Raw genomic sequence first — 16,572 nt, 5'->3', positions numbered from 1 at the left:
TCGAACGGAGGCGCGCGCCTCGCGGGCGGACGTCAGTCCGCGAGAAGCGACAGGATCAGGTCGTCCAGGGCCTCGGAACAGGCCTGCTCGTCGCCATTCTCGGACAGCTCGCGGGCGTTCTGCAGCGCGGTCCGGGCTTGGATCACCCGCTCGCCGCCATCTCCCGCCTCCTCGGCCTCCTCGACCTCGGCGGCCTCCTCGGTTTCCTCCTGGAACGGCACCGGATCCTCGGTGGCTTCCTCGGGCTCCTCCATCGCCTGCGCCTCGCGGGCGCCCGCGACGGCCTGTCCGCCGGAGGAGGCGGAGATCGCCTCGCCCGCCGCGCGGTCGAGGGCGCGCTCGAAATTCTCGATCCGCCCGGCGCAGTCCTGTGCGAGGGCCGGTCCTGCCAGAAGCAGCGCAGCCGCGACGGTCAGGGATAGCTTGATGCTGTGCACGACGTGCCCTTTCTTCAGCTGCGGAGTTGGTCGCCGATGGGCAGGCTGCGGATGCGCGTGCCGGTCGCCGCGAAGATCGCGTTGGTGATCGCCGGGACGACCGGCGGCAGGCCCGGCTCGCCCACCCCGCCGAGCGGCTGGTCGTAGGCGGAATGCGACGTCACGAGATGGACGTCGAGCCGCTTCGGCGTGTCCTCCATCCGGGCGACGAGGTAGGTATCGTAATTGTCCTGCTGCGCGCGTCCTTCCGCGAAGGTGATCTCGCTCATCAGCGCCTGACCGATCCCCATGACGACCGCGCCCTCCATCTGGGAACGGATGCGGTCGGGGTTGACCTGCGGCCCGCAATCGATGGCGATCGAGACGCGGGGGACGGAAACCAGCCCGTCCTCGACCGTCACCTCGGCGGCGACGGCGACGTAGCTGACGAAGCTGTAATGCCCGGCGATGCCCAGACCGCTGCCCTCCGGCATCTCGCGGCCCCATTCGATCCCTTCGGCCGCCGCCTCGACCACCGCCGCCAGACGGCCCGTGTCGATCGGATAGACCTCCGGGTTCTCGCCGTAGTTCCAGACGTCGCCCTGATCGCGCGGATCGACCAGCCGGGCGGGGCCGATCACCTCGAGCAGGTAATCCTTCGGGTCGCGCCCGGCGGCCTGCGCCAGCTCGGCCACGAAGGACTGGATCGCGAAGGCATGCGGGATGTTGGAGACCGACCGGTACCAGCCGATGCGCACATGGGCCGGCGCCTCCGGGTTCTCCGCGCGCACGTTCTCGATGGCGAGCGGCATGTTGAGAAGCCCCATGCCCAGCTCGAAGGGCAGCTTGTGCTTCGGGTCCGGGGCAAAGATCGAGCCGATCGTGGGCGCCGCGGTCCGATGCAGCCACGCGACCGGCGCGCCGCCATCGTCCAGACCGGCGCTCATCTTCTCGACCGAGACGGTGTGGTAGTAGCCGTGGTGGATGTCGTCCTCGCGCGTCCAGGTCAGCTTGACCGGCGCACCGTCCATTGCCTGGCTCAGGATGCCCGCCTCGATCACGAAATCCGGCTTGGACTTGCGCCCGAATCCGCCGCCCAGAAGCGTGACGTTCACGGTCACGTCCTCCTTTTCGAGCCCCAGACGTTCCGCCAGCCGCAGTCGCGTGACCTGCGGCGCCTGGGTGCAGGCCCAGGCCTCGGCGCGTCCGTCGCGGATCTCGACCACAGCGGCCGGCGGCTCCATCGGCGCCTGGGCGAGGTGCGGGACGTAGTATTCCGCCTCGAGCGTCTGCGCCGCGCCTTCGTAGGCCGCGTCGAAATCGCCTTCGTCGCGGATCACCGTGCCGCCGGGCGCATTCGCCGCCTGCGACAGCGTCTCGCGGTAGGCCGCGCTGTCGTACTCCGCGTTCGGCCCGCCCTCCCATTCGATCTCGAGCGCGTCCCGGCCCTTCATGGCAAGGTAGGTGTTCCGCGCGATCACGGCGACGCCGCCAAGCGGAGAGAACTCGGTGGGGAAATCCACCGGGTCGATCGCCACCACCTTCTCGACCCCCTCGATGGCCAGCGCGGCGCTGTCGTCGTAGCTCGCCGCGCGGCCCCCGTAGACCGGCGGTCGGGCGACTACGGCATAGAGCATGCCGTCGCGGCGCACGTCGATCCCGTAGGTCGTATGCCCCGTCGTGATGTCCATGTTGTCGACCAGCCCGATCTCCGAGCTGCCGACATAGCGGAACGCCGAGGGGTCCATCAGCACGAGTGCGTCGCCGGTGGGCACATCGAGTTCCATCGCGGCGGCGGCAAGCTCGCCGTAGCCGAGCGACCGGTCGGACGCGGCATGCGTTACCTCGTGGTTCCCGGCGGTGACCTCGGAGACGTCCACACCCCATTCGTCGGCTGCCGCTTGCGCGAGCATGGCGCGCGCGGCGGCCCCCACCCGGCGCATCGGCATGAAGAAGTGACGCAGGCTGCGCGAGCCGTCGGTATCCTGGTTGCCGTAGGTCTCCTCCTCGCCCGGCGCCTGATCGACGCGAACCCGCTCCCAGTCGGCGCCGAGCTCGTCGGCCACGACCATCGCGATCGAAGTCCGCACGCCCTGGCCCATCTCGGAACGGTGGCAGGTGACGGTCACGGTGCCGTCCGCGTCGATGGCGACGAAAGCCTTGGGGTCGTCGGTCCAGCCGTTCGGCATCGCGTCGCGACCGAATTCGGGCTCGTCGTCCTGCGCCCGGCCGGGACGCGGCAATCCGACGGAAAGCACGAAGGTCGCGGCGCCGAGGCCGCCCAGCACGCCGCGGCGGCTCACGTTCAGGATCGGTGTGTCGCGCATCACTTCGCCTCCGCCGCCTGCCGGATCGCCGCGCGAATCCGGGTGTAGGTTCCGCACCGGCAGAGATTGCCGGTCATCGCGTAGTCGATATCCTCGTCGGTCACCGTCTCGGACCCATCGACAAGCGCCGCGGCCTGCATGATCTGACCGGCCTGGCAGTAGCCGCACTGGGCGACGTTCAGATCGCGCCAAGCGACCTGAACCGGATGGTCGCCGTTTTCCGACAGGCCCTCGATGGTCGTGACCTCCGCCCCGTCGATCGTGCCGACCGGCGTCACGCAAGCGAAGGCGGGGGCGCCGTCGACATGGACCGTGCAGACCCCGCAGGCCGCGATGCCGCAGCCGTACTTGGTTCCGGTCAGTCCGAGCTCGTCCCGGAGATACCACAGCAGCGGCGTGTCTTCGTCCCCGTCGAACTGACGTTCGACTCCGTTGACAACGATATTGACCATCCGAAATCCCCTCCCCCGTCGCGCCCGAACGTCACGCCGTTCGGACTAGCCTGCGTGCCTCTTCCAAAATGCGCTTCGGACGGCATCTGTCCAGTGTTTCCTGTCGCTAGGGCAACTTTCGCCGGCGCGACGCGCGGACCGATGGCCCGGCCGTCCTGCCAAGTCTCGTATGGAAACGTCCGCTCTTGCCGCCGACGGGGGGCTAGGCGGGACCGCGTCCCCCGCGGACCTCCTCGACCGCCTCGTCGACGGCCGCAGCGATCACCCTTGCCGTATCGCGCCAGCGGGGCAGGGCGGCGCCCGCGCGGGCGGCGGCGGCGGAGAGCGCATTGCGCGCCGGGGCGTCGGTGATGAGCCGGCGCAGTGCTCCGGCGAACGCGTCCGGATCGTCGGGCGGCACGAGAAGGCCGGCATCGCCGACCGTGTCGGGCACCGCGCCCACGGCACAGCCGACGATGGGCAGGCCCCAGCCCATGGCCTCGCCGAAGACGATCCCGTAACCCTCGTACCGCGTGGCGAGCGCGAAGATCGACGCCTCCGCATAGGTCGTGCGCAGCGCCGCCGCGTCGAGCTCGCCGGTCAGGACGATGCGGTCCGACAGACCCGCCGCGCGCATCTGCGCCGCGAGCGCGTCGACCAGGACGGAATCATGGGCCGCGCCGACGATCCGGGCCTTCCAGTCGAGATCGGCGATCCGGGACAGGGCCGCGATCAGCACGTCGTGGCCCTTTCGCTCCGCCAGCAACCCGACCGACAGGATCAGCGGCGGCGTGACGGGACGGCGCGGCCCGCCGGGCGCCTCGAAACCGGGTGGCGCGACCGTGATCCGTGCGGTGGGCACGCCGAACTCGGCGGCGAGGATGCGCGCGGTGTGCGGGCTCGGCACGACGATGCGGGTCGCGTGGCGAAGCGACGCGGCCTCGTTGGCCAGAAGGAATGCTGCGCGATCGGGCGGCAGGCCGGTCTCGAGGCCGAGCGGGTGATGGATGATCGGCACCAGCGGCGCGGCGAGCCGGGCGAGCCCGTCGGGATCGACCGTGCCCGGGACGAAACCGTCGAGCAGGATCGGCACGTTCGCGGGAACCCGGTCGAGAAGGTCGAAGGTCGCCGCGATCTCCACCGGAGACGGGTCGGGAAAGCCGTCGGGCAGGCGCAGATGCGCGATGTCGTGGCCCAACGCGCGCAGCGTCCGCAGAACCGTTGCCTCGTAGATGAAGCCGCCGGTGCGGCGATCCATGTCGCCGGGGATCGCGAAGACGGCCCTCATCGCGCGAGCTGCTCGGGGCCGTAGACGCGCAGGACGGCCCGCTCGATCCGCGCGACGAGGGTATGGGCGAGCGCGGCCGTCAGGGCGACGAGGGTGATCGCGCTCCACAGCATGTTGTAGTCCGACGTCGAGGCGGTCAGCGCCATCAGGCTGCCGATCCCCCGCCCGGTGGCGAGCCATTCGGCCGTCGTCACCGCGAGGATCGCCGCCGGGACGCCCATCCGCGCGGCCGCGAAGAAGGCCGGCAGCATGGCGGGGACGCGCGCAAGGACCAGGGTGCGCCAGCGGCCCGTGGCGTAGCTCGCGAAGATGTCGATCACGTCCCCGGGCGCCTGCCGCAGGCCCTGCAGGCAGGCGACGAGGGTCGGGAAGAAGATCATCACCGCGACGATCGTGATCGTGCCGACGCTCCCGCGCCCGAGCGCCAGGACGAGAAGCGGCGCCGTCGTCACGATCGGCACCGAGCGCAGCGCGACAGCGACGGGCATCGCGACCGCGGCCAGCCCGGGGGCGAGCGTGATCGCGCAGGCGAGCCCCGCCCCGAGCGCGAGCCCCGCAAGATAGCCCGGCAGCGTGTAGGCCAGCGTTTCGGCATAGGCGGCAAGCAGGGTCGCCCGGTGCGACGCGGCCTCCGGTCCGGTGACGAGGAAGGTCAGCACGTCCCCGGGGCGCTTGGCGAAGTACGAATTGAGACCCAGCGCGTCCATGCCGCCCTGCCAGAGCGCGAGGGCGACGAGGATCATGACCGCGGCCCCGGCCGCCCCGCGTCTCCGCCCGCGCCGGAGCGCCGGGCCGGGCGGGGCGAGCAGAAGCGCGGGCGGGTCGCTGGCGACGCGGCGGAGGAGTGCGCCGAACGCCCAGTAGGCGGCCATCGCCATTCCCGCCGCAAGGAGCGCGATGGTCCAGGTCGCGTCGACGTCGAGCGCCCGCGTGGCGCGGATCGTCAGCACGCCGAGCCCGCGCTCCGCCCCGGTGAACTCCCCCACCATCGCGCCGAGGATGGCCGCGGGTGCGGCGATCTGCAGCCCGGCGGCGAGATAGGGCAGGGCGGCCATCGCGCGGACATGGAGGAGCTGGGCCCCCGCGCCGCGTCCGTAGCTCTCCACGAGGTCGAGCCAGCTTCGCGGCACGGCCCGCAATCCGACGAGCAGCGCGAGCAGCGTCGTGTAGTAGACGGCGAGCGCGGCGAGCACAATCTGCGGCCCGTCGCCGGGCCCGTAGGCGACGCGCAGGATCGGTCCCGTCGCGACCAGCGGCAGGCAGAAGACAAGGAGCGCCAGCGCCACGAGCAGGCGTTCGAGCCGCGGGACGAGGAGGATCACGGCGGCGAGGCCGATGGCGGCGAGGTTGCCCCAGAGGAAGCCCCAGGCGGCGTTGACGAGCGTGGCGCGCAGCGCACGGCCGAGAAGACCCGCATGCTCGACCCCGTGGATCGCGACCGCGACCGGACCGGCCAGCACGTAGCTGCCGGCGTTGAGGCGCGCGAGCGCTTCCCATGCGAGGAGAAGGCCCACGACGCCGAGGACCCGCCAGGCGAGGGGGCCGACGCGAACGACAGGGACGGCGGGACGAGCGACGCGCCTCGTGGCGGGCGCCGTCACTGGGCGGCCAGGACGCGGTCGGGGCCGCTGTCGCGCAGCGCCGCGGCAATGGCGGCGATCCGGTCGCGCAGCGCCGCATCGTCCTCGTCCCGGGGGCGGGGCAGGGGGATGTCGATCTCCGCCATGATCGTGGCCGGGCGGGGCGAAAGGACGAGAACGCGATCGGCCAGCATTGCGGCCTCGACGACGGAATGGGTGACGAGGATCGCCGTCGTCCCCTGCCAGAGCGCCGGGAGGTCGCGGTTCAGGCGGCGTCGCGTGAGTTCGTCCACCGCCCCGAACGGCTCGTCGAGCAGCAGCAGCTCCGGCGCGCTGACGAGGCAGCGGGCGATGGCCGCGCGCTGGCGCATGCCCCCCGAGAGCTCCGCCGGCCGCCGGTCGTTGAAACCGGCGAGACCGACCAACCCGATCAGGCGCTCGATCCGCGCCGCATCGGGCGGCTGCCGGGCGAGCGACAGGCCGAGCGCGACGTTGCTTCGCACGCTGCGCCATGGCAGGAGCGCCGCGTCCTGGAACGCCATCGCGAGGGCCGCGCGGCGGGTCAGGTCACGCGGCGTCTCGGCGCCAATCCTGATCGTGCCCGCGCTGGGGCGCTCAAGCCCCGCGATCATCCGCAGCAGCGAGGACTTGCCGCAACCCGACGGGCCGACGAGCGCCGTGGTATGTCCGGCCGCGAAGGTCGCGTCGAGCGGACCCACGGCCTGCACCGGGTCGCCGGACGCGTCGAACACCTTGACGAGATCGGTGCAGCTGACGGCGCGACCGGTGGCGGACGGGGGTCCGTCAGGCGCCATGCAGCTCCTCGAGGATCGAGCGATCCCAGAGTTCGGGGCCGACATCGCGGCCGAGCAGCGCCAGCGTCTCGATATTCGCGGCGACCGTGTCGGGCGTGAACCAGCCGAAGCCGTGTTCGTCGGTCAACGAAGAGAACATCAGCGGGACCTGCCGCTCGGCCTGCATGACCTGCGTCGCGAGATCGAGCCCGGCATCGGGGAACATCCGCACCGTGAGCCGTGCCGCCGCATCCGGGTCCTCGGCGTAATCCGTCCAGCCCGCGACCTCGCCCCGCATCAGCGCGACGAGTTCGTCGCGGCGTTCCGCGAGGCTCTCCTCGGTCGCGATGTAGGTCTGCGAGTGCAGCGCGTAGCCGTGATCGGCCATCAGCATCGTCACCGCCTCGATATCCTCCATCGCCATCGCGACCGGCAGATCCGTGGCCCAGCAGAGCAGGCAATCGACCTGACCGGCCAGGAGGGGGGCGGCGTCGTATTGCGTCGGCACGACCTCGATCTCGCTCAGGGCGACGTCGTTGAGCGTGCAGAGCGCCTCGAGCACCGGCATGTTGGCGAGCGCCATGCCGATCCGCTTCCCCTCCAGATCCTTCGGCACCTCGACCGGGTTGGCCGGCAGGGAGGCGATCGCGAAGGGGTTCTTCTGCATCGCCACGCCGATGATCCGGAACGGCGCCCCCTGCTCGACGGCAGCCGCAGTGTAGTCGGCCGCCGATATCCCGACGAGCGCGGTGCCCGCGACCACGGGCGGCTCCACCGGCGCGTTCGGTCCGCCGGGGAGGAGCGCCACGTCGAGCCCCTGCTCCGCCCAGTAGCCGCGATCCTGCGCGATGTAGCTGCCGCCGAACTGCACCGAATGGAGCCAGGAAAGCTGCAGCGCGACGTCCTGCGTCTGGGCCAGGCCCGGCCGCGCGAGACCGGCGAGGCCCAGCGTCGCGGCGCCGGCGCCAAGCAGGCGGCGTCGGGTCAGGTCGGGAATGATCGTCCGGTGGCGTTTCATGAAACCGTCCCTGCAATGTTCTCGTTGCAGGTTAGCGTTCGGTTTCCCGTGGCGGCAAGTCACGTTCGGTCGACCCGGACAGGGCGGGCCAGAGCAGGCCGGGCAGGCTGGCCACGAACATCACGGCGCCGAAGGCCAGGCTCGCCGCGACGCCCGCCTCCGCCGTTGCGCCCGCGAGCGGGAACAGGAGCGCCGCCGCGCCCTCGCGCCAACCCCAGCCGGCGATGGAGAGCGGGATCAGCATCGCCGTCAGGACGAGGGGGACGAGGGTCGTCACGGCCTCCGGCCCGAGCCGCGTCCCGGTCGCCCGCGCGCAGGCGGCGAAGGCGAGGAGGTTGAGCGCGGCGATGGCGAGGCCGAGCGCCGCCTGCCGGGGCAGGACGGCCCGCGCGAGGAGCGCGGTGCGGAGGGCGCGGTCGAGGCGCGCGAGGAACGCCAGGCGGGACAGGGCGATGGGTGCGAGCAGGGCGACGGCCGCGACGGCCAGCACGATCGCGCCGGTCCCGTCCGGCCAGCCGATCCCGCCGGGTCGGACGAGCGCCAGGGCGAACCCCGTCAGGGCGACGGCGAGCATCGCGACCTGTCCGGCCAGACGTTCGAGAATCACCGCCAGCGCCGCCGTGCCGAGGCCCGCCTCCGCGCGGGAGCGGACGGCGCGCGCGGCATCGCCCACGACGCCGCCGGGCAGGGTCACGTTCACTGCTTGCGCAAGGTAGTATTCGCCCACGGCCCGAACCCGGCCGATCCCGAGGCCCAGCCGCGCCGCCGTCAGTCGCCAGCGCAGCGCCATCAGGATTGTCTGCGCCGTGAGCAGAAGGGCCGCCAGCAGGAGCCAGCCCGGTTCGGCCTGCGACAGGCGCGCGGTGGCGCTGCCGGCGTCAGTCCACCACAGGACCAGCGCGACGAGGGCGAGGGAGATCGCGACGCGCGGCAGCGGCCCCGGCATCGCGGTCACGAGGCATCCGTCCCCGGCGGGGCGCTCACCGCCCGGACGAAGCGGTCGCGGAACGCCGCCATCGGCCAGATTGGCGCGTCGGGCCCGGGGACGAGGCCCGAGGTCAGGGCCCATCCGTCGAAGAGGGCGAGGACCTCCGGCGGGCCGATCAGGTGCAGCGGTACGTCGCGCCCCGCCACCTGCGCGATAGAGGGGGCCGGCTGGTGGTCGCCCAGCATGATGACGAGGGGGGCGTCCGGTCCTGCCTGCCTCGCCGTGAAGCCGAGCGCTGCGCGCAGCGCGTAGTCGATGGCCTGCCGGTATTGGTCGCGCACCCGGTCGCGATCCTGCCAGACGACGCTTGGCGGATCGCCCGCCTCGGCGTAGCGGTCGTAGACCCGGCCGTCGCCGATCGCATCCCAGTCGAGCATCGGCGGGATCGGCACCCAGGGCGCGTGGCTGGAGATCAGCGCGACCTGCGCGAAGTCCGGACGCGGGTCCGGGGCCAACAGGCGCGGCCAAGCGGTGAGCGTGTACTGGTCCGGCATCGTCACCCAGTTGAAGGGCCGCCCGCGATAGCCCAGATCCGCCGCCGCGAGGACGGTCTCGAACCCGATCCGGGGCCCCTCGGGCCAGGGCAGGGTGATCGCCGGCATCACCCCCAACGTCCGGTAGCCCGCCGCCCGCGCGAGGTGCCACAGCGTGCGCCGGCCGCTCGCGAGCATCGCGCCGTAGCGGGCCTGATCGCCGGTCTCGAGGCCGGAGGCGAAGGTGCCGTGGGCGAGCCAGCTCTGCCCGCCGGCAATGGGCGAGGTGAGCCACAGGCTTCGGGAGCCGAGCCCCGCCTCCGCCAGCGCGGCCTCGGCGGCTTTCAGGGTCGGGACATGGGTCGCGGAATAAAGGGGATTGTCGAAACTGGTCCGGCCGTAGCTTTCGACGAAGAGGACGATTACGTCGCGGCCTTGCAATTGATCGAAAAGGCCGGATGCGCCGGCGAAGGGATCGGTCGCCGCGGCGCGTCGGTAGGCGGCCAGATCCCGCGCGGCGTTCCGGGCGCGGTCGGCATGGGCGAGGGCGATCCGCGTCGTTTCCGCCGTGCCGGGCGGATCGCTGGCTTGTGTGAGCTCCGCGGTCGTGACGAGCGCGAAGCCGAGCGCGACAAGACCCGCAACGCCGCGCAGGCGGCCTGCGACGGGCCGCGTCCAGCGCCCGAGCGCCCAGGCAAGGAGCCAGATAAGGAGTGCGAGGGCGAAGATGGCGAGGGCCACGACGCCCCATGCGGCCACCGAACCGAGCGTGCCGGTCAGCAGGTTCAGCGCCGCCGGGAAGACGAAGCGGTCCGTCACCGGGTTGAACGGGCGCGAGAAGGTTTCATGGAGCGCCAGATCGGCAATCTTGAGGACGGTGACCGCCGTTATGGCCGCGACGAGGAGGGCACGCAGCGTCCGCGAGAGCCGGGGCCAGCCGGCGGTCGCGACGCAGAGGCCCAGCACGAGCGGCAGTTCCAGCGGAAGGCGCGCGACCGTCGCGACGCCGAGCGCCGAGGGCCGGTTCGGCAGGGCGAGGACGAGCCAGAGCAAGAGGGCGGCCAGCAGGAGCGACGCCGCCCGCCGTCCCATCCCGCGCCTCACCCGCGCCTCCGGAGGAGCCAGAGGATGTCGCGCCCGAAGGACCACGCGAGCAGGCCGGCGGCAGCGAGGGCCAGTCCGGCCGCAGGCGGGCCTGCCACGAGCGGCGGGAAGAGGGCTGCGAGCGTCCCGATCTGGATCACGCAGACAAGCTTGCGGGAGCGCCGCTCCGGCAGGTCCGCGCGCAGCCGGGGTACGATCCGGGCGGCCAGGACGAAGGCGTAGCGTGCGAAGCCCAGCACGAGGAGCGCCGGCAGGGCGAACGGACCCCCGACCCCGGCACGGATCGCGATCAGGGCGAGCACGGCGCCGAGGGCGGCATCGGTCTCCATGTCGAAGCGCGCGCCATAGGCCGAGCTGAGCCCCGCCCGCCGCGCGAGCCAGCCGTCGACCCCGTCGAGGGTGAGCGCCACGACGGCGACCGCGAAGAGCGCGTTCGAACGGTCCGCCGCCCAGCCGGGCGCGAGGATACCGCCGGCGAGGACCACGGTCAGGGCCAGCCGTAGCAGCGTCACCGCGTTGCAGGCCCCGAGGGATCGGTGCGGGTAGCGCTTGACGAGGCCGGCGAGCGCGATCGCCGTCGCGGTGGCGAAGACGGGGCAGAGGACGGGCAGGACGCCGAACGGCGCATCGAGAAGATGAAGGGTTCCGGCGATCCCGAACGCGTAGACGACCGCCAGCAGGCTCATCGCGACGGCAGGCGCTTGGAGGTCGGCTCGGGCCTTTCCCGCCCCGGCGCGGGCGTGGCTCGTTTGAAGGTCGGTCATCGCGACATGAGCTAGTCTTCGCTCAACGCCGTCAAGCGGCGGGCGGTGCGCGGTGCGCCGGGGCGATCCCGTTGGAGCCGGATGCGGCAGGGTATCCAGGCGGCTCGGATCGCGGTACTCTCGAGGAACGCTCGACACCGCCATCGCCGAACGGAGGAGACATGCATTCCGGACCGATCCTCTCCCTTGTCGCCGTCGCGCTCACCGCGCCGGCCCTCGCGGAGCCGCATCGCTACGAGCTCGACCCCGAGCACACGACCGTCGCCTTCCTGATCGACCATGTCGGCTACGCGGCCGTCCTGGGCGTGTTCGGGGAGGTCGAGGGCGGGTTCGTCTACGATCTCGACACCCAGGCCCTGTCGGATCTCGAGGTGCGGGTCGGGACCGCGAGCCTCGATACCTTTCACGAAGCGCGTGACGCGCATGTCCGCGACAGCGATTTCCTCGATACCGAGGCGCATCCCGTGATGACCTTCAACGCCGGAGGCGGCACGCCGTCGGGCGAGGATGCCGGCACCGTGACCGGCGACCTCACGCTGCTAGGCGAGACACGACCCCTGACGCTCGACGTGACGCTCAACAAGGCCGGGGAATACCCGTTCGGGCACGGCCGCTTCGTCCTCGGCATCACCGCGCGCGGCGCGCTGGACCGCAGCGCGTTCGGCATGACCTACGGCGTCGCGGACGGGCTCGTCGGCGATGAGGTGCGGCTCATCATCGAGACGGAGGCGATGCGGCTCGAGTGATCGGCCTTTCGGGGCGCAGCGGCTTCAAGCGTCGTGCTTGGGCGGCCAAGGCGCTCTGACGGGATCTGCCCAAAGGGGCAGGGTCGAATGCAACCCGGGAGATCAGTGGGAACAGACTGTCGTCACGCGCAACTGCGTGAGAGGCGGGTCCGGAGGCCCGCCTGCGGCAATCCAGAATAACGTCTCTCGACGGTCCGGCTGCTGGCAAGACGACGGGGAACGACGGTCAGGCCAGACGTCACGCGACACGGGAGCAAGCGCGTCGGGTCGCACCGGTGGCCGGCTCGCCGCTCACGCTGGAACGGCGTCGGGCGCCGGTCGGCGCGTTCGGCCGTCGCGCAGCATCAGCATCGCCGGCGTGACGACCAGCGTCAAGAGCGTCGCAACGATCAGGCCGCCGGCGATGGCGCTGGACAGCTCGGTCCAGTACTGCGTCGAGGGCGCGCCGAAGGCCATCTCGCGGGTGAAGACGTCGACGTTGAGCCCCATCACCATCGGCAGCAGCCCGAGCGCCGTGGTCAGCGAGGTCAGCCCGACCGGCCGCAAGCGTTGCGCCCCGGTGCGCAGGGCGGCCTCCTGCGGCGACAGGCCGAGCCGGCGCAGGTCATTGTAGGTGTCGATGAGGACGATGTTGTTGTTCACGACGATCCCGGCCAGCGCGATGATCCCGACGCCCCCCATGACCACGCCGAAGGGGCGCCCGGTGACGACGAGGCCCAGCAGCACGCCGCCCACCGAGAAGACGATGGCGCTCATCACCACGATCGCCTGGTAGAAGCTGTTGAACTGCAGCACGAGGATCAGGAACATCAGGAGGATCGCGGCGGCGAAGGCCCCGGCGAGGAAGACCATCGATTCCTGCTGGTCCTCGGCCTCGCCGGCGAAGACGTAGCTCGTCCCCTCGGGCAGGTCCGCGCCCTCGAGAGCGGTCTGCAGCGCCGCGATCTGGTCGTTGACGAGCAGGCCCGGTGCGACGTTGGCCTCGATCGTCGTCACGCGCTCCTCGTCGATGCGGCGGACGATGCCGACCCGCTCGACCGGCGTGAAGGTCACGAAGTTCGAGATCGGGACGAGCCCGGCCGAAGTCGGCACGCGCAGGCTGTTGAGCTCGGCGAGCGAGCGGTCCTCGCTGGGGAAGCGCACCCGGATGTCGAGCTCTCCGTCCGCGTCCGAGGGGCGGTAATCGGTGACGGTGATGCCCTGCGTGAGAAGCTGCACCGCCTGGCCCAGCAGGCTCACGTCGGCGCCGAACCGGGCGGCCTCGGCGCGGTCCACGGTGATCGCCACCTCGACGCCGGGCAGGGGCCGCGTGTCGGTGACGTCGGTGAAGCCGCCCACCCGGTCCATCAGCGCCACGATCCGCTCGACGGCCGCGTTCTGCGTCACGGGGTCGTCCGCGCGGACCTCGAGGTTCACGGGCTTGCCACTCGACGGCCCGCCGCTTTCGGTCTGGACCTGGACGTCGATGCCCGCGATGTCGGCCATCTCGGCGCGGATCTCCTCGCCGATCTCGTCCGCCGTCGGACGCAGGTCCCAGTCGACGAGGTCGAGCTGGATCGTGCCGATCACCTCCTCGTCGCCCTGGTCCGCGCCGATCGAGGAGCGGGCGTAGACGCTCGCCACGCCCTCCTGGTCGAGGAGACGGTCCTCGACGCGGCGCACCAGCGCGTCGCGCTCGTAGATCGAGAGGTTGTCGCGGGCGTGCAGCTCGACCTGCATGAATTCCGGCTCGACCGAGGGGAAGAAGGAAACGCCGTGGCCGAAGGTGCCGTAGAGGGCGAACCCGCCGAAGAGTAGTGCCAGCGCCAGAAGGAAGGTCGTCAGGGGCCGAAGGATCGCCCGCTCCAGCAGGCGGACATAGGCGCCCGTGATCCCGCCGATCGTGCGCGGATCGCCGGTCTCGGCTGCGCGGAGCGTGGCCTTCGCCCGCCCCGTCTGCGGCTGCCGCCGGCCGATCAGGCCGCCCACCACGGGAATGAAGATCAGCGCCACGAAGAGCGAGGCGGTGAGCGTCAGGATCACCGTGATCGGCAGGAACTTCATGAACTCGCCGATCAGGCCGGTCCAGAACAGCAGCGGCAGGAACACGCTCAGCGTCGTCGCAGTGGACGCGATGATCGGCCAGGCCATGCGCTTGGCCGCGTGAGCGTAGGCCGTTCGCGGATCGTCGCCCTCCTGAAGGCGCCGGTCGGCGAGCTCCACGGTCACGATGGCGCCGTCGACGAGCATGCCCACGACGAGGATCAGCGAGAACAGCACGACGATGTTCATCGTGTAGCCCAGCAACCAGAGCGCGGAGACGCCCGCGAGGAAGGCCGACGGGATCGACAGGCCGACGAGGATCGCCGAGCGCGGGCCGAGCGCGAACAGGATCACGATCATCACCAGGATGATCGCTGCGATCACGTTCGACTCCAGGTCCGAGAGCAGCGTCTCGACCTGCTCGCTCTGGTCCTGCAGGTAGGTCACGCTCACCGAAGCCGGCCAGTCGCCGCGCATCGCCTCGATCGCGGCCTGCGCCTCGGCCACCGTGTCGATGATGTTTGCGCCCGAGCGCTTGGTGATCTCAAGCGCGAGGGCGGGCTGCCCGTCGATGCGCGCGAAGCTCGTCGGGTCCTCGAAGGCGCGGCGCACGGTGGCCACGTCGCCGAAGGTCACGACCGTGTTGCCGTCGACCTTGACGGGCATCTCCATGACGTCGTCGAGCGTCTCGATCAGGCCCGGCACCTTCAGCGCGATGCGCCCGTCGCCCGTCTCGATGGCGCCGGCCGCGATCAGGCGGTTGTTGCGCTGGAGCGTGTTGATCAGCGCGTCGAAGCTCAGGTTGTAGGTCTGGAATACCGTCGGGTCGATCAGCACCTCAAGGAACTCGTCCCGCGCGCCGCCGATCTCGACCTCGAGCACGCCGGGCAGCTTCTCGACCTCGGATTGCACGTCCTTGGCCAGGCGGTTCAGCGTCCGCTCCGGGACGGGGCCGGACAGGATCGCGGTGACGATCGGGAACAGCGCCGTGTTGATCTCGGTCACGGTCAGCTCGTAGGCGTCCTCGGGCAGCTCGCCCTCGACGCGGTCGGCGGCCTCGCGCACCTTGTCGAGCGCCTCGTCGATGTCGCCCCCGGCGGTGAATTCGAGCTGCACGCTCGCGAAGCCCTCCGCCGCCTCGCTCGACATCTGCTCGAGCCCCTCGATGGCGCCGAACTCGGCCTCCATCGGCTCGAGCAGCAGCCGCTCGGCATCCGTGGGCGAGATGCCGTCGATGCCGGTCGAGACGTAGACGAGCGGCAGCGGAACCTCCGGGTTCGCCTCCTTCGGGATCGCGACATAGGCGATGGCACCGAGGGTGAGGATCATCCCCAGCAGGATGAGGACGACCCGGGTGCGCGAGAAGGCGGCGTCGATCAGCGCGTTCATCCCGCGTCCTCCTCGGTCGTCGCGACATCCGTTTCCGCCGCCTCGGGGGCCTGGACGCGCACGCGCTCGCCCTCCTGCACGAAGCCCTGGCCGATCGTGATGATCTCGGTCTGCTCCGGCAGGCCGGTGGCCCAGACGCCGGAGAGCTCGGCCCGGACGATCTCGATGGGGTAGAACCGGACGAGCCCGTCCTCGACCGTCTTCACGCCCAGATCGCCCTCGGGATTGAGCGACACGACCGATGGGGTCACGAAATGCGCCATCGCCTCGCCGGTGGGGATCACGACCTCGGCCGAGAGGCCGGCCGGGATCGCGCCATCGGCGTTGGACACCTCGATCTCCGCCAGGAAGGTCCGCGTCTCGGCCGCAGCGGACGTGCTCACGAAGCTGACGCGGCCCTCCCGAGTCTCCCCGGTGATGAAGGTGACCTGCGCGATCATGCCGTCCTCGAGCCGGTTCAGTGCCTGCTGCGGCACCTGGATCGCCACGGTCAGGGGGCGGTTGTCGACGATGCGGCCGATCTCCTCGCCGGCGGAGACGAACTCGCCGCGCGACAGCGACAGCGCCTCGACGCGGCCCTCGAAGGGCGCGAGCACGGTCAGATCCGCGAGCGCCTGCTCGGCGGCGGCGACCTGCGCCTGCGCCGAGGCCAGCGCCGTGCGCGCCTCGGCGACGCGGTCGGCGGTGCCGACGCCGCGTTCGAGCAGACGTTCGGCATTGTCGCTGTCGCGGCGGGTGCGTGCCAGAAGCTCCTGCGCGGTGGCGAGGTCGGCCTCGGCGCGGGTGGCGGACAGGCGCACGATCGGTTGCCGCGCCGCGACCCGGTCGCCCTTCTCGACCAGAACCTCGGCCACGTCCCCGGTCGCCCCGGCGCGCAACGCCGAGTCGCGGTCGGGTTCCGCCTGCCCCTCGGCCTGGAAAGTCAGCGTCACCGGCGTGGCCTGTGACATCCGCGCGACGACGGAGGCCGGTTCGCGCGCGGCCGCCCGCTCGGGCGCCGCCGGGGGGTCGGAGGGCAGGAAGATGCCGCTGCCCATCCACGCGAGAACCACCGCCAGGACGCCCCCCGCGATCCAGTTCGAGCGCGACGCGCCCCGATCCGTCTCGAACGCCAGGGTCTCGGGACGCGCCGGGGTTGTCTTCGATGTCTCGTCCATGTCGCTGCTCTCGTCGTTGTTCCTGCGCACGCGGCCTGAATCTATGGGCTTCGGCTTACATGCCGACACGGGGTC

The 16,572-nt window shown here is 71.5% G+C and carries 13 protein-coding genes; 1 reads left to right on the top strand and 12 read right to left on the bottom strand.

Annotated elements, in window-relative coordinates; translation table 11 throughout:
* Positions 1-32: 32 nt before the first annotated feature.
* From Q1A87_RS12670 to Q1A87_RS12625, 10 genes are all read right to left on the bottom strand, one after another.
* Positions 33-437: a hypothetical protein gene (locus Q1A87_RS12670; RefSeq protein WP_299651882.1), complete on the bottom strand. Its 405-nt coding sequence runs from the start codon at positions 435-437 to the stop codon at positions 33-35.
* Positions 438-451: 14 nt separating this feature from the next.
* Entirely contained in the window at positions 452-2,743 is a 2,292-nt protein-coding gene (locus tag Q1A87_RS12665) for a molybdopterin cofactor-binding domain-containing protein (protein ID WP_299651880.1), read from the bottom strand.
* Positions 2,743-3,195, bottom strand: a complete 453-nt coding sequence (locus Q1A87_RS12660) for a (2Fe-2S)-binding protein (RefSeq protein ID WP_299651878.1) — start codon at positions 3,193-3,195, stop codon at positions 2,743-2,745. The genes Q1A87_RS12665 and Q1A87_RS12660 overlap by 1 nt, the downstream gene beginning before the upstream one ends.
* Before the next feature lie 202 nt (positions 3,196-3,397).
* Complete coding sequence (locus Q1A87_RS12655; protein ID WP_299651876.1) at positions 3,398-4,462, bottom strand: glycosyltransferase family 4 protein; 1,065 nt, start codon at positions 4,460-4,462, stop codon at positions 3,398-3,400.
* Positions 4,459-5,976, bottom strand: coding sequence for an ABC transporter permease subunit (locus tag Q1A87_RS12650; protein WP_299651874.1), 1,518 nt, complete (start codon positions 5,974-5,976; stop codon positions 4,459-4,461). The genes Q1A87_RS12655 and Q1A87_RS12650 overlap by 4 nt, the downstream gene beginning before the upstream one ends.
* An 83-nt stretch (positions 5,977-6,059) precedes the next feature.
* Positions 6,060-6,857: an ABC transporter ATP-binding protein gene (locus Q1A87_RS12645; protein WP_299651872.1), complete on the bottom strand. Its 798-nt coding sequence runs from the start codon at positions 6,855-6,857 to the stop codon at positions 6,060-6,062.
* Complete coding sequence (locus tag Q1A87_RS12640) at positions 6,847-7,854, bottom strand: ABC transporter substrate-binding protein (RefSeq protein WP_299651869.1); 1,008 nt, start codon at positions 7,852-7,854, stop codon at positions 6,847-6,849. Before Q1A87_RS12640 ends, Q1A87_RS12645 begins: the two co-directional genes overlap by 11 nt.
* A 31-nt stretch (positions 7,855-7,885) precedes the next feature.
* Positions 7,886-8,800, bottom strand: a complete 915-nt coding sequence (locus tag Q1A87_RS12635) for a lysylphosphatidylglycerol synthase transmembrane domain-containing protein (RefSeq protein ID WP_299651962.1) — start codon at positions 8,798-8,800, stop codon at positions 7,886-7,888.
* A 5-nt stretch (positions 8,801-8,805) separates the two neighbouring features.
* Entirely contained in the window at positions 8,806-10,419 is a 1,614-nt protein-coding gene (locus Q1A87_RS12630; protein WP_299651867.1) for a sulfatase, read from the bottom strand.
* Positions 10,416-11,183 carry a CDP-alcohol phosphatidyltransferase family protein gene (locus Q1A87_RS12625; protein WP_299651865.1) on the bottom strand — a complete coding sequence of 256 codons (768 nt, stop codon included), beginning with the start codon at positions 11,181-11,183 and terminating at the stop codon, positions 10,416-10,418. Before Q1A87_RS12625 ends, Q1A87_RS12630 begins: the two co-directional genes overlap by 4 nt.
* Before the next feature lie 161 nt (positions 11,184-11,344).
* On the opposite strand from Q1A87_RS12625, the gene Q1A87_RS12620 reads away from it, so the two are divergent.
* Entirely contained in the window at positions 11,345-11,929 is a 585-nt protein-coding gene (locus tag Q1A87_RS12620; protein ID WP_299651863.1) for a YceI family protein, read from the top strand.
* Between the two features lie 291 nt (positions 11,930-12,220).
* On the opposite strand, the gene Q1A87_RS12615 is transcribed toward Q1A87_RS12620, so the two are convergent.
* The gene (locus Q1A87_RS12615) at positions 12,221-15,340 is read right to left on the bottom strand and encodes an efflux RND transporter permease subunit (protein WP_299651861.1); all 3,120 of its coding nucleotides are present in this window, start codon (positions 15,338-15,340) and stop codon (positions 12,221-12,223) included.
* A complete protein-coding gene (locus Q1A87_RS12610; protein WP_299651859.1) occupies positions 15,337-16,497 on the bottom strand; it encodes an efflux RND transporter periplasmic adaptor subunit in 1,161 nt (386 codons plus the stop codon). Before Q1A87_RS12610 ends, Q1A87_RS12615 begins: the two co-directional genes overlap by 4 nt.
* Positions 16,498-16,572: the final 75 nt, after the last annotated feature.

Origin of the sequence: uncultured Jannaschia sp., from assembly GCF_947494055.1 — a bacterium.
Taxonomy (GTDB): domain Bacteria; phylum Pseudomonadota; class Alphaproteobacteria; order Rhodobacterales; family Rhodobacteraceae; genus Jannaschia.
Note: the sequence above shows the minus strand (reverse complement) of the source record. Positions and strands in the feature narration are given on the sequence as shown.

Bases quoted from the DNA above. Each gene is read 5' to 3' on its own strand.
- Q1A87_RS12665 (WP_299651880.1), bottom strand. From the start codon at position 2,743: ATGCGCGACACACCGATCCTGAACGTGAGCCGCCGCGGCGTGCTGGGC.
- Q1A87_RS12660 (WP_299651878.1), bottom strand. From the start codon at position 3,195: ATGGTCAATATCGTTGTCAACGGAGTCGAACGTCAGTTCGACGGGGAC.
- Q1A87_RS12655 (WP_299651876.1), bottom strand. From the start codon at position 4,462: ATGAGGGCCGTCTTCGCGATCCCCGGCGACATGGATCGCCGCACCGGC.
- Q1A87_RS12645 (WP_299651872.1), bottom strand. From the start codon at position 6,857: ATGGCGCCTGACGGACCCCCGTCCGCCACCGGTCGCGCCGTCAGCTGC.
- Q1A87_RS12640 (WP_299651869.1), bottom strand. From the start codon at position 7,854: ATGAAACGCCACCGGACGATCATTCCCGACCTGACCCGACGCCGCCTG.
- Q1A87_RS12635 (WP_299651962.1), bottom strand. From the start codon at position 8,800: ATGCCGGGGCCGCTGCCGCGCGTCGCGATCTCCCTCGCCCTCGTCGCG.
- Q1A87_RS12625 (WP_299651865.1), bottom strand. From the start codon at position 11,183: ATGACCGACCTTCAAACGAGCCACGCCCGCGCCGGGGCGGGAAAGGCC.
- Q1A87_RS12620 (WP_299651863.1), top strand. From the start codon at position 11,345: ATGCATTCCGGACCGATCCTCTCCCTTGTCGCCGTCGCGCTCACCGCG.
- Q1A87_RS12615 (WP_299651861.1), bottom strand. From the start codon at position 15,340: ATGAACGCGCTGATCGACGCCGCCTTCTCGCGCACCCGGGTCGTCCTC.
- Q1A87_RS12610 (WP_299651859.1), bottom strand. From the start codon at position 16,497: ATGGACGAGACATCGAAGACAACCCCGGCGCGTCCCGAGACCCTGGCG.